The organism is Mycolicibacterium palauense, from assembly GCF_002592005.1.
GTDB lineage: Bacteria > Actinomycetota > Actinomycetes > Mycobacteriales > Mycobacteriaceae > Mycobacterium > Mycobacterium palauense.
Genome location: NZ_NVQF01000003.1, coordinates 137,274 through 149,618, shown reverse-complemented (window position 1 = coordinate 149,618; position 12,345 = coordinate 137,274). Strand labels below are relative to the sequence as shown.

The window sequence follows — 12,345 nt, the reverse complement described above, 5'->3', positions numbered from 1 at the left end:
GAACTGCACGCCCGCTGGGCATTTCGCTCCGCCGTGCAGAGCGAAATGCCCAGCGGGCGTGCAGTTCCCGCTTTGATCGAGTTGTCTCGCGAGGCCCGGCTCCTGGTCGTGGGTTCGCGGGGGACCGGGACGCTGCGGGGCCGCTACCTGGGCTCGGTCAGCTGGGGGCTGGTCCATCACGCCCACTGTCCGGTGGCCATCATCCACGACGACATCGCCGGGGACGGCGGAGCCGGCACGGGCCCGGTCCTGGTCGGTATCGACGGCACGCCCGAATCCGAACCGGCGGTCTCGATCGCCTTCGACGAAGCGTCCCGGCGCAACGTGAGCCTGGTGGCCCTGCACGCCTGGAAGGACATCAGCGTCTTCGACCCCGCGGTCAGCCTGCCCGGCCCCGGCTGGCCTGCGCTGCACGCGCTGGAGGCCGAGCTGCTCTCCGAACGGCTCGCCGGCTGGAGCGAGCGCTATCCGGATGTGACCGTGCACCGGCTGATCGTGCGCGACGATCCCGTACGCCAACTCGTCGACCAGTCCGAGTCGGCCCAGCTGGTGGTGGTGGGAAGCCACGGCAGCGGCGGATTCGCGGGCATGCTGCTCGGTTCGACCAGCGCCGCCGTGGTGTTGCTGGCACGGGCCCCGGTCATCGTCGCCCGACAGCCCGGGCGCTGAGGGTGCCGACGGCCCGTCAGGCGGGTACCGCGGTCAGCGGAATCGACACCGAACCCTGGCAGGCCCCCGAGTCGACGGTGGTCGCGAAGGTTCCCGTCAGCGATCCGTCGGGCTGGGGCACATAGGTGGTCACCGACGTGGCGGGATCGAAGGTGATGGTGCCGTCCGAGAGCAGGCAGTCCCAGCGCCAGTCGGCCGTCCTGGACCAGTGCGAACCGGTCCAGTCGAACGTCACCGTCGTGGAGACGTTCTGCTTGGGGGTCGGTCCGTCGGTGGCCGAGGCGACACACTCACCCGACGAGCAGTCGGTGGTGAACAGGTAGGACACGGTGTAGGGCGTTTCCTGTTGGCCGGCCGCCATGGATGTGCCCGACTTCTCGTCGGTGTGGAACGTGACCTTGTATCTGCCGTTCCAGTCCGGCGCCTCGTCGGCCAGCGCCGCCGGCGCTGCCACCAGCGAGCCGGCCATCAGGGCGGCGGAGGCGAGGATCCCGCCGCGTCGGTGCTTCGCCGTCATGTCCAACGTCTCCCAGTCACCCGCGGGCGTCGATGGTTCAGGTTGTTCGGATGTGACTCATGTTACGTGCGTTGTCGACGATGTCGAGAAGCCGACGCCGGCGAGGCCCCGATCCGCGGGCCACGCGCGCCGAACCCGCCCCACTACTCGGGTAGTCCTACTCATCCACCCCCCACGGTGAGTCCGGCACGCTGGGATCATGTCAGTCACAGACTCCGGGACGGACTCCCCGACAGCCTCCCGGCCCGGCGCCGCCCGTCCGCCCGCCCCCGGGTTTACCCGCGAGCGTGACCGCGCCGTGGACGTCGCCCGCCTCGGGGCCCTCGTCGTGGTCATGTTCGGCCACAGCGCACTGCTGCTGGGCACCATCGACTCCGGTGGCCTGCGGATCGGCAATCTGCTCGGTGCACTGCCCGCGCTGGCCCCGATCACCTGGATCGTGCAGGTGATGCCGCTGTTCTTCCTGGCCGGCGGGGCCGCCGGGGGCTACGGCTGGTGGGCGGGCACCCCCTGGGGCAGCTGGCTGTTCACCCGCGCTCAGCGGCTGTGCCGGCCGGTGTTCTGGTACCTGGCGGTGTGGGCGTCGGCATTGCTGGTCGTCGACGCGGTGCTGGGCGCGGCCTCCGCGCAGCGCCTCGGCCGCGAATCGGTGGCACTGCTGTGGTTCCTCGGGGTCTACCTGGTGACACTGGCCTTCGTGCCGCTGCTGACCCGGCTGCGCAGCGGCACCGCCACGGCCCTGACCGTGGCCGCCCTGCTGTGCTGCACCGGCGCCGTCGACGCGGTCCGCTTCGCGATCGGCGCCCCCGAGGCCGGGGCCCCCAACTTCCTGTTCGTCTGGCTGATCCCGGTCGCCATCGGCGTGGGCTACGCGCGGCGGCTGGTCAGCACCCGCGCCGCGCTGGTGTTGGCCGCCGCCGCACTCTCCGCGCAGGTGCTGCTGGCCAGGACCGCCGTCTACGACGTGTCGCTGGTGGTCACCGGCACCGAGCGGGTGTCCAACGTGTCGCCCCCGACGTTGCTGCTCGCCCTGCACTGCGTCTGGATGTCGCTGGCGTTCGTCGCCGCCGCCGGGGCCGTGCGGCGGTGGGCGGCGCGCCCGCGGGTCTGGCGGGTCGTCGCGCTCGGCAACGGGGGTGCGATGACGCTCTACCTGTGGCACATCCCGGCGATTGCGGTCGCCGCGCTGGGTCTGCACGCCGTGGGGCTCGACGCCTTCGACGTGGACGCGCCGGGCTTCTGGGCGTTGCTGGCCCTGCGGGCGGTGGTCTTCGCCGTCGTGATGGCGGCGCTGTTCGTGCTGCTGTCCCCGCTCGAACACCGTCGGCTGCCGTGGTGGGACGCTCCCGCGCGCGCCACCGGCACCCGGGCGACGGCGACGGGAGCGCTGGTGTGCGCCGCGGGAGTGGCGTTGCTGCTGGTCGCCAAGGAGGGCCTCGGCGATGTCACCGGGTGGGCGGCGCTGGCGGGTTTCGCGGTGAGCGTGGTGGGTGCCCGGTGGTGTCAGGGCACTTCGGTAGGGTCTCGGCGTGACCGCGACTATCAAACCCGTAAACGCCCGTCTCGCTGAGGAACTGGCGGTCCCCGAACGGCAGGTCGCCGCCGCCGTGCGACTGCTCGACGAGGGCGCCACCGTCCCGTTCATCGCGCGCTACCGCAAGGAAGTCACCGGCAGCCTCGACGACGACCAGCTGCGCACGCTCGAGGAGCGCCTGGCGTATCTGCGCGAACTCGACGACCGGCGGGCCGCGGTGCTGGCCTCCATCGAGGAGCAGGGCAAACTCACCGACGACCTGCGGGCGGCGCTGCTGGCCGCAGACACCAAGGCCCGGGTCGAGGACATCTACCTGCCCTACAAGCCCAAACGCCGGACCAAGGCCCAGATCGCCCGGGAGGCCGGCCTTGAGCCCCTGTTGGAACGCCTGCTGGCCGATCCCACCCTGCTCCCCGAGCAGGCGGCCGCCGACTTCACCGGCCCGGACGTGGCCGATGCGGCCGCGGCCCTGGACGGCGCACGGCACATCCTGGCCGAACGGGCCGCCGAGGACGCCGGGCTGGTCGGTGCCATCCGGGAGCGGTTCTGGGCGCAGGGCACGCTACGCACCACACCCTGGTCGGAGGACGTCGCGAAAACCCCCGCCGCGCAGAAGTTCCGCGACTACTTCGCCTTCGCCGAGGATCTGGAGACGATGCCCTCGCACCGAGTGCTGGCGGTCATGCGCGGCGAGAAGGAGGAGGTCCTCGCCCTCACCTTCGACGGCGGCGAGGACGCCGCCTACCAGGCGATGATCGCCGACACGCTCGGCGTGGACCTGACCGCACGCGCGGCGGCCACCCCCTGGCTGGGCGCGGCCGTGGAGTGGGCGTGGAGGACCAGGCTGATGATCTCGGCGCGGGTCGACGCCCGCGTCCGGCTGCGCCAGCGCGCCGAGGAGGAGGCGGTGGCGGTCTTCGCCCGCAACCTCAAGGATCTGCTGCTGGCCGCCCCGGCCGGTGACCGCACGACGCTCGGGCTCGACCCCGGTTTCCGCACCGGGGTCAAGGTGGCCGTGGTCGACGGCACCGGAAAGGTCGTCGACACCAGTGTGATCTACCCGCATCAACCGCAGCGGCAGTGGGATTCGGCCAAGGCGGCGCTCAGCGCACTGATCGCACGGCACGGAGTGGAGTTGATCGCGATCGGGAACGGAACGGCGTCGCGCGAGACCGACGCGCTGGCCACCGAGGTGATCGCCGACATCCGCTCGGCGGGCACCGCGGCGGTCCCCAAGCCCCCCGCCAAGGCGATGGTCAGCGAGGCCGGCGCCTCGGTGTATTCGGCCTCGGCCTACGCGGCGCAGGAGCTGCCCGGTCTCGACGTGACGCTGCGGGGCGCGGTGTCCATCGCGCGCCGGCTGCAGGATCCGCTGGCCGAACTGGTCAAGATCGAGCCGAAATCGATCGGTGTCGGGCAGTACCAGCACGACGTGACCCCCGGCACCCTGGCTCGCAGTCTCAACGCGGTGGTCGAGGACGCGGTGAACGCCGTCGGGGTGGATCTCAACACGGCCTCGGTGCCGCTGCTGGCCCGGGTGTCGGGTGTCTCGGACACCCTGGCCGCCGCCATCGTCGCCCACCGGGACAAGACGGGCCCGTTCCGCAACCGGACCGCACTTCTGGACGTGCCGCGGCTCGGCCCCAAGGCATTCGAACAGTGCGCGGGCTTCCTGCGCATCCGCGGCGGCGAGGACCCGCTGGATGCCTCCGGGGTGCATCCCGAGGCCTATCCGGTGGTGCGGCGCATCCTCGACCGCTCCAGCGTGACGCTGGCCGAGCTGATCGGCGACGCCACGACGTTGCGGACGCTGCGGCCCGCCGATTTCGCCGACGACCGTTTCGGCGTCCCGACCGTCACCGACATCATCGCCGAGCTGGAGAAACCGGGCCGTGACCCGCGGCCGGCCTTCACCACGGCCACCTTCGCCGCCGGCGTGGAGAAGCTCGCCGACCTCAAGGTGGGCATGGTCCTGGAGGGTGTGGTGACCAACGTCGCCGCCTTCGGCGCCTTCGTCGACGTCGGGGTGCACCAGGACGGGCTGGTCCACGTCTCGGCGATGGCCGACCGGTTCGTGTCCGATCCGCACGAGGTGGTGCGCTCCGGGCAGGTGGTGCGGGTGAAGGTCGTCGATGTCGACGTCGACCGGCAGCGGATCGGGTTGAGTCTGCGGCTCGGCGACACACCCGAGGGCGCGAAGAACGGCGGGAAAGGCGGCGGCAGGGACGGCAGTAAGGGGTCCGGCCGGGCGGGTGCACCGCCCCGCGAGAGCGGGAACACCCCACGGCGAAACCCCAAGGCCACCAAGAACGCCGGCCGTCGCGACGCGCCTGCCGGCTCGATGGCCCAGGCGTTGCGCGACGCCGGCTTCGGACGGTGACCCCGGGCGGCGCTGGGAAGCTGAACGGCGTCGCTCACAGGTCGAGCAGCAGCCGCCCGCCGGGCGCCCTGGCCCGCGACACGCAGACGAGCATCTGCCCCTGCTCGCGTTGCCAGTCGGTGAGGATCCGGTCGCGGTGGTCCACCTCTCCGACCAGGACGCGCTGCACGCAGGTGCCGCAAAACCCCTGCTGACAGGAGTAGGCGATAGTGGGTCGGGCCGCCCGCAGGGCCGCGAGCGCCGTCTGGGTTCGGCCGACCCCGATCAACTGCGCGCTGCTGGCGAGTTCGAGTTCGAAGGGTGCGCCGTCGACGACCGGTAGCGCGGTGAACCGCTCGATGTGCAGCTCGGTGGCCGATTCGGCGGGAACCGCCCGGCCCACGGCCTCGATCATCGGCGCCGGACCGCAGACATAGACCGCCGTGTGCTCGTCGACGCCCTCGAGGAGCTCGGCGGCGCACGGCAGCCCCTCCGCTTCGTCGTCCGTGCGCACCCTGACCTTGTCGCCGAATGACGACAGCTCGTCGAGAAACGGCAGGCTGCCGCGGTGCCGGCCGGTGTAGCACAGCGACCAGGGCACCCCCGCGCGCTCGGCCAGGCGGACCATCGGCAAAATCGGCGTGATGCCGATCCCGCCCGCCACGAACCGCAGGCGGCGGGCCCGCGATCCCGCCCCCGGCAGCGCCATGATGAACGCGTTGCGGGGCCGGCTGATCCGGACGGTCTGACCGACCGGCAGGCCGTGCACCTCGCCCGATCCGTCGCCTCCGGCGATGCGCCGCACCGCGATGCGGTACTCGCGCTTCTCGGCGGGGTCGCCGCACAGCGAGTACTGCCGGGTGCGTCCGGACGGCAGGTCCAGGTCGATATGCGCTCCGGGGTGCCAGAGCGGCAGCGCCGCGCCGTCGGGCGCGGCCAACCGCAGCTCCACCACGTCGGCGTCGACGGCCACCCGGCGCCGGCCGACGACCCGCACCGGCAGGCGGTTGACCGCGGCGGGCAGCTCGGGCAGCTCACGGTCACCGCCGAGACGCGCCACCAGCGACACGAAGTGCGGCACGGCCAGGCCGGCCACCCGGGTGAACAGGTCCGGGTGGGCCCGCCCGCTCAGCGCGGCGGGCGGATCACCCGGGTAGGGCCTGGTCAGATCGCGGACGCGGCGAACCAACGATGACCTGCGGGGCTCACCCATGAAAGGCGCGCGCGGCGGGGGAGGCGGCCAGATAGGCGACGGCCTGGGCGGTGCTGCCCTCGTCGACCGGGCTGTAGTCCCGGCGCAGCAGCCGCAGGGTCGACGTGGCGAGGTACCCCAGCCCGGGCACGGTGCCGCGTCTGCTCGACGCCCGCAGCTTGCACAGCAGCCGGGCGTACCCCAGGTTCGGCAGGGCGGGGTCGGCACGCACCAGGAACTTGGTGCCCCGGAACACCAACGCGAACACCATGACCGTGACGAGGGTGCCCGCCACGGCCTGAGCCGGATAGTCCATGCCGAAGTACTTGGCGACGTTGAACGAGACGTGGCGGTGTTCGACCTCCTCGGCCCCGTGCCAGCGGTAGAAGTCGGCCAGCACCGGGTCGACGCCCAGCTCGTCCCAGGAGTTGTTCAGCGCCCAGTGCCCGAGTACGCCGGTGAAGTGTTCGGCCGCGCACAGGATGTGGATCGCCGACGCGAGCACCTTGCGCCGGCTGCGCCGGCTGGTCCGCGACAGGGCCTGGTCGTAGAGCCCGGTCGCCCAGTCGAGCTGGCGCGAGAAGGGCGCCGGATCGATGCCGTGCCGCAGCAGATACTCCACCAGCACCCGTTCGTGGCCGGCGGCGTGCACCGCCTCCTGGCCGATGAAGCCGACGATCTCCTCCCGGATGAACTCGTCGCGCACGTGGTCCAGCGCGTCGACCAGCACCCGGCTGAACCAGCGCTCGGCCACGGGAACGAACAGGTTCAGCGAGGTCACCGCGTGCGCGCCGTAGGGGTCGCCGGGCACCCAGTGCAGCGGGGAGCCCTCCCAGTCGAACCGCACCTGCCGCGGACGCAGCGCGACCTCTTCCGGGGCGAACCCGTCCGTTGCGGTGTCGGCCGTTCGGTACTCGGCTACCACTTCACCCTCCTGTTCGGTGCAGCCTGACACAACGGAGTGCGTTCGCGGCACCGCTTCGCGGTGGTCGTCACAGACTTGTCATCGGCCTGGTCATCGGCCTGGTCGTCAGCGCCCCGTCGCGGGCGGCCCGAGTGGGTCGGCACCGACGGTCCGCGGTGCGGGCAAAGGCTGTTCGGAATGTCTGTTCAGTTGACCGGCCCGGCTGAACCGGCAACGGCAGCCGGTATCCGGGTATCGGGGCGGGATTGACCGATCCGGGCGGCCCCAAACCAGGCCGCCGCGGCGCCGGCAGCCGACGGGCACCGGTGCTCAGCGCAGCGCCGGGCCCACCCAGCGCCGCAGGTAGTCACGCAGCTCGGCCCCCGAGCGCGGCGGCTGCGGGGGGGCGATGACCATCGATTGGATGATCCTGAGCAGGAATTCGACGAGTTCGTCGATGGTGCGGTCGTCATATCCCAGGACGGCCCAGTCGATGTTGGTGTGCTGCAGAATCGCCCGGCAGCGCGCGATCTCGGCGGGCGCGAGCATGCTGCGGCTGAACGAATGCGAGCGGTCATTGGCCAGCAGCAGCGCCAGCTGCGGCTCCCGGGGGAGCTGTTCGACGATGTAGGCGACGACCTCGACGAGCTGGGCGGCGACGTCCATGTCCGCGGTCAGCGATTCGACCCGCGCGACGAAGCTCTCCAGCGCCACGTCGGCGACCGCGGTGAACAGCTCCTCGGTGCCGGTGAAATACCGGTACACCGTGCGGCGGGTGATGCCCAGGTCGGCGGCGACGTCGGAGACGGTGGTGTTGGCGGCGCCACGACGGTCCACGATGCGCAGGGTCGCGTCGATGATCCGCTTGCGGGCCTCGGCGTCGGTCGTGGGCGCCGCGCCTCCCCACCCCTTTCGTCCCATGGTCCTTGACTCTACCGCCCGACCGACAAACAATGCACACATGACACGAAGATGTGCATTGTGTGCAATGGACGGTTACGGGGCGGCGCGGTGAGCCTGCTGCAGGTGCGCCGGCCGCGGTTCGACTTCACCGACGGCGTCGACTGGCAGTGGAACCCGCAGAACCCGGGGTTCTCCTTCTTCATGAACGCCACCTCGATCATCGCCGTGTGCTTCGAGCAGATGATCGTGGCCGCGGTGCAGGAGGCCAGGCCGGCGATCACCGATGCCGCGGTGGCCGCCGAGGCCACCGACTTCCTGCGCCAGGAGGCGCAGCACTCGAGCGCCCACCGCAGGCACGTCAGTGCCCTGATCCGCACCTACCCGGGGCTGCAGCACACCTTCGACGCCGCGATGGCGGCCTTCGACGAGTTGACCGACGCCCGCTCGCTGAAGTTCCGGCTGGCCTACATCGCCGACCTGGAGGCCACCTTCACGCCGAGTTTCAAACTGATGCTCGACAACGAGGCCACCCTGTTCCGCCCCGGCGACGAGCGGGTGGCCTCGTTGTTCATCTGGCACTTCGTCGAGGAGGTCGAACACCGCAGTTCGGCGTTGACCATCTACGACGCGGTGGTGGGGCAGCGGTGGTACCGGTTCGGGGCGCTGCCCGCCGTGGTGCGCCACCTGCTGCGCGTGCTGTCGATCATCGCCGACGGCGTGAACGCCCATGTCCCGCTGGAGGATCGGCACGTCGACGCCAGGACGCTGCTGCCGGCGGCGGGACTGCGCCACAATCTCAGGGCGAGGCTGCCGTTCACCACCGCGGCCTCGGCACCACCGGCGGCGTTCGCCGCGGTTCCCCGCCGCCAGATCGCCACCGCCGCCGTCCGTGTGCTGCTGAGCCAGACCCCGATGCACGATCCCGAGCACGAACCACTGCCGGAGCTGGCCGATCGCTGGTTCCGACGCTGGGACGCCGGCGGGGACGTCACACGCTGGTACACCGCCGAGACCACGGTCTGATCCCGGTTCCATGGCGACACAGTGCAATTCGGTCTTCGACGAGCTCGCGCGCGGGCTGGGCGGTTTCAGCTGCGTGGACGCGCCGGCCGTTCTCGACCTGCGTAACCCGCTGACGCTGTCCAACTGGACCCTGCCGGTCCTGGAGCTGATGATGGTCGCGGTCGCGGTGGCCGCGCTGTGGTACTCGATCGGGCGGCTGCGCCGCGCCGGTGACCCGACGAACCTGGCGCTGTGGGCGGCCACCGTCGTCTACCTGTTCTGCATCGAGATTCCGCTGTATTTCCCGAACGCCTTCGGTATCGAAGACCGGATCGGCGTCGTGTTCGTGCACAACGCCTTCAGCGTGCAGTTTCTGTTCGAGCGCCTGCCGCTCTACATCGTGGCGCTGTATCCGGCCGTGATCACGTTGGCCTACGAGATCGTGCGGAGCCTCGGGGTCTTCCGGGATCGCGGCCTCGTGATCGGGGCGATCTGCGTCGGTTTCGTCCACCACTGCCTCTACGAGGTGTTCGACCAGCTGGGCCCGCAACTGCGCTGGTGGGCCTGGAACACCGACAATCCGATCAACCGCCCCATGTTGGCGTCGGTGCCGATGAGCAGCATGTTCATCTTCGCCACACTGGGGCCCGTCGTCGTCACCGTCCTGGTCATGTTGCTGGTCGGGCGACCCGCCCGGCGCGGGCGGCCCCTGGGCGCGCTCCGGCTGTCGTGGCGCACCCTGCTGGCCGGGGCGCTGGTGCCGCTCGGGCTGGTGGTGTTGAGCATTCCCACCTCGGTATTCGGTGGCCCGAACCCCCGCACCACGGCCCAGGCGGTCATCTTCGGCCTCGAGCTGGCCGTGGTCGCCGGGATCGCGATCCCGGTTCTCATCCAGCAGTGGTACCGGCGACGCGGCGGGTACGGCGAGGAGGCGCCGAACCCGTTCGTGCGGATCTTCGGGCCGCTCTATCTGGCCGTCCTGGCCGGGCTGTGGCTCAGCGCGCTGCCGGCCTACTTCGCCGCCGTCGACGGCCGCACGTCCGACGGGACACCGACCGGCAGCCTGCTCTACGCCGTGGTGTGCCTGCTGGCCGCCGCGCTGGCCGTCGCCGCGGTGGCACTACCCGCGAAGGTCGGGCCGCCGCAGACCGTCGCGCCCGGCGAGCTGCCCGATTCCACGGGCCCGCGGCCGGACCGCTGACTACCATTCAGGCATGATGCGGCCCATCCTCGCACTGCTGGCGGCCCCGGTTCTCCTGGTGGGCGGCCTGGTCACGGCGGCGGCCGCACAGGCCGGGCCGCCGCCGCCGTGCACGTTTACCCTGTCCGCACCGCAGGTCACGCAGCTCGCCGGGGTCCCCGCGGTGACCGCCACCCTGTCCCCGGCCGACTGCGGACCGCCGGCGGCGCCGTACCTGAGCGTGGCCTGCCTGCAGGTCGAGGGGAACCAGACCACCCAGACCTGCATGCAGGCCCGCGGCGCCGACACCGCCCACGTCTTCTTCTCGCCGTATCAGCCGGGAACGACCTATGCGTCCACCGGCCGCGGGTGCGGGATGTGGATCGGGCACGAGCCGGAGCCCAACTGCCAGGCGCTGGGGCCGACCACCGCGACCCTGTGAGCCACCTCGCCGGCCGGGGCCCGGCCGGCGAGCCACTCAGCCGCGGATGCCCAGAGGGTCCTCGGTCTGCGGGTCCACGACGAACTGCTGCCAGTAGCCGGGGCTGAAGTAGATGACATCCTCGCCGACCGTGACGTGCAGGATGCCGTTGCTCGCGACACCGTAGTTCGTCGCGTCGGGGTACACGACGCCGCCGTCAACGTGCCGGATGTGGATGTTGATGGTCATGCCCGGAGTCTGGCACGGCGAACCGGGCCGTGCGCCGTCGTTGCCCACCGTGGCCCACTGCCGTGGCCCACTGTGGTTGCCCGGCGGGGGTTGCCCGCACGGCGCCGGCCTAGGAAGCCGGCGGCCCCAGGATGTAGTCCCCGTCACCGGGGTCGTGGTACCAGCCGCCGGCGGCCGCGGTGCCGCCGTCGACGTGCAGCGTCTGGCCGGTGACGTACGAACTGAGAGCGCCGGCCAGGAACACCGCCGCCCCGGCCATCTCGTCGACGTGGCCGGGCCGGCCCAGCGGGATCATCAGGGCCGTCCGCTGCTCGAAACCCTCTGGCGCCAGCGCCTCGATACCCTCGGTGAGCGTCAGATCCGGGGCCAGCGCGTTGACGCGGATGCCGTGCGGGGCCAGTTCGAGGGCGGCGGTCTTGGTGAGGTTGATGACGCCCGCCTTGGCCGCGGCGTAGGCGGCATAGCCCGGGGCGGCGCGCACCCCTTCGATCGTGGTGACGTTGATGATGCTGCCCGCGCGCCGGGCCGCGACCATCGCGCGGGCGACCCGCTGGGTGCACAGCAGCACCTGGGTCAGATTGGTGCGGATCAGGGCGTCCCACCCGTTGCTGCTGGTCTCCAACAGGTCGGACTTGAAGACCCCGCCGGCATTGTTCACCAGAATGCTTGGCACACCGTAGTTCTCGACGGTGCGTTGCAGCGCCGCGTCGACCTGCCCGGCATCGCGGACATCCGTGACACAGGGCAGGCCGCCGACCTGCCCGGCGGCCGCGCGGGCGGCCTGTTCGTCGCGCTCCCAGATCGCCACCCGCGCACCGAACTCGGCGAACGCCAGCGCCACCCCGCGACCGATCCCGGCGCCACCACCGGTCACCACGGCGACCTGTCCGTCCAGCGACACGCTGTTGCGCTGCAGCACCATCGGGCTCTCCTCGGTGATCGCGACCCCTTCCTGCAGACATACCACAGCAGCCGGCGGGGCCGAGCCGGCGAAACGCCCGGTGGGCGGCGCGCGCACGTGTCACCATGAGCTATGCGCAGCAGGAACGCGGTGTGGGGGCGGCCGGACCGCCTCGTGGCGGCGAGCGCCGCTGCTGCTGCTGCCGGGCTTGCCGCGGCGGCGGGCCTGGCGGTGGCGATCGGCGGCGCGGGTACCGTCGCGGCAGCGCCGCCGGCGCCGCTGGAATGCGCGCCCAGCGGCGGCTACCAGATCCAGATCTTCGGGCAGCTGTCCTGCGAGGACGCCTACAACGTCGCCGCGGCCTACGACCTGACCGGCGACAAGTACCAGGATCTCTACGACTTCACCTGCTACAGCGGCACCGCCGTGGTGTGGCCGATCCTGTTCCAGTGCGTGTCGGGCGACCGCGAATTCTCGGTGACCCAGGTGTAGCCAACGCCCACCGGCGATGGTC

The 12,345-nt window shown here is 71.5% G+C and carries 13 protein-coding genes; 7 read left to right on the top strand and 6 right to left on the bottom strand.

Annotated features, from left to right (window positions below; genetic code table 11):
- Window positions 1–72: 72 nt before the first annotated feature.
- Window positions 73–669 carry a universal stress protein gene (locus CSR00_RS02395; protein ID WP_245905787.1) on the top strand — a complete coding sequence of 199 codons (597 nt, stop codon included), beginning with the start codon at window positions 73–75 and terminating at the stop codon, window positions 667–669.
- Window positions 670–685: 16 nt separating this feature from the next.
- Here the strand turns inward: CSR00_RS02395 and CSR00_RS02390 are convergent, their stop codons facing one another.
- On the bottom strand, window positions 686–1,186 hold the full coding sequence (locus tag CSR00_RS02390; protein ID WP_099020797.1) for an Rv2253 family sensor-like surface protein: 501 nt from the start codon (window positions 1,184–1,186) through the stop codon (window positions 686–688).
- A 199-nt stretch (window positions 1,187–1,385) separates the two neighbouring features.
- On the opposite strand from CSR00_RS02390, the gene CSR00_RS02385 reads away from it, so the two are divergent.
- Window positions 1,386–2,756, top strand: a complete 1,371-nt coding sequence (locus tag CSR00_RS02385) for an acyltransferase family protein (RefSeq protein WP_099020796.1) — start codon at window positions 1,386–1,388, stop codon at window positions 2,754–2,756.
- A complete protein-coding gene (locus CSR00_RS02380; RefSeq protein ID WP_099020795.1) occupies window positions 2,716–5,100 on the top strand; it encodes a Tex family protein in 2,385 nt (794 codons plus the stop codon). Before CSR00_RS02385 ends, CSR00_RS02380 begins: the two co-directional genes overlap by 41 nt.
- Window positions 5,101–5,134: 34 nt before the next feature.
- On the opposite strand, the gene CSR00_RS02375 is transcribed toward CSR00_RS02380, so the two are convergent.
- The 3 genes from CSR00_RS02375 to CSR00_RS02365 form a co-directional block, all read right to left on the bottom strand.
- A complete protein-coding gene (locus CSR00_RS02375; RefSeq protein WP_245905786.1) occupies window positions 5,135–6,268 on the bottom strand; it encodes a PDR/VanB family oxidoreductase in 1,134 nt (377 codons plus the stop codon).
- Window positions 6,269–6,284: 16 nt separating this feature from the next.
- Window positions 6,285–7,196, bottom strand: a complete 912-nt coding sequence (locus CSR00_RS02370) for a metal-dependent hydrolase (protein ID WP_099020793.1) — start codon at window positions 7,194–7,196, stop codon at window positions 6,285–6,287.
- Window positions 7,197–7,505: 309 nt separating this feature from the next.
- Window positions 7,506–8,096 carry a TetR/AcrR family transcriptional regulator gene (locus tag CSR00_RS02365; RefSeq protein ID WP_099020792.1) on the bottom strand — a complete coding sequence of 197 codons (591 nt, stop codon included), beginning with the start codon at window positions 8,094–8,096 and terminating at the stop codon, window positions 7,506–7,508.
- Window positions 8,097–8,186: 90 nt separating this feature from the next.
- Here CSR00_RS02365 and CSR00_RS02360 point away from each other — a divergent pair, with 90 nt between their 5' ends.
- Genes CSR00_RS02360 through CSR00_RS02350 form a run of 3 tightly spaced genes read left to right on the top strand, consistent with a single transcriptional unit; the run spans window position 8,187 to window position 10,702 of the window.
- Window positions 8,187–9,101, top strand: coding sequence for a metal-dependent hydrolase (locus tag CSR00_RS02360; protein WP_099020791.1), 915 nt, complete (start codon window positions 8,187–8,189; stop codon window positions 9,099–9,101).
- A 10-nt stretch (window positions 9,102–9,111) separates the two neighbouring features.
- On the top strand, window positions 9,112–10,281 hold the full coding sequence (locus tag CSR00_RS02355; RefSeq protein WP_176561862.1) for a hypothetical protein: 1,170 nt from the start codon (window positions 9,112–9,114) through the stop codon (window positions 10,279–10,281).
- A gap of 13 nt (window positions 10,282–10,294) precedes the next feature.
- Window positions 10,295–10,702 (top strand): hypothetical protein, encoded by a 408-nt coding sequence (locus CSR00_RS02350; RefSeq protein WP_099020790.1) that lies wholly within the window; start codon window positions 10,295–10,297, stop codon window positions 10,700–10,702.
- Window positions 10,703–10,738: 36 nt separating this feature from the next.
- Here the strand turns inward: CSR00_RS02350 and CSR00_RS02345 are convergent, their stop codons facing one another.
- Both CSR00_RS02345 and CSR00_RS02340 read right to left on the bottom strand, forming a co-directional pair.
- On the bottom strand, window positions 10,739–10,930 hold the full coding sequence (locus tag CSR00_RS02345) for a hypothetical protein (RefSeq protein WP_099020789.1): 192 nt from the start codon (window positions 10,928–10,930) through the stop codon (window positions 10,739–10,741).
- Between the two features lie 109 nt (window positions 10,931–11,039).
- Window positions 11,040–11,852 carry an SDR family NAD(P)-dependent oxidoreductase gene (locus CSR00_RS02340; RefSeq protein ID WP_099020788.1) on the bottom strand — a complete coding sequence of 271 codons (813 nt, stop codon included), beginning with the start codon at window positions 11,850–11,852 and terminating at the stop codon, window positions 11,040–11,042.
- 111 nt (window positions 11,853–11,963) lie between these two features.
- Between CSR00_RS02340 and CSR00_RS02335 the strand changes: the two genes are divergently transcribed.
- Window positions 11,964–12,323 carry a hypothetical protein gene (locus CSR00_RS02335; protein ID WP_141564219.1) on the top strand — a complete coding sequence of 120 codons (360 nt, stop codon included), beginning with the start codon at window positions 11,964–11,966 and terminating at the stop codon, window positions 12,321–12,323.
- The last annotated feature ends 22 nt before the right edge of the window (window positions 12,324–12,345 follow it).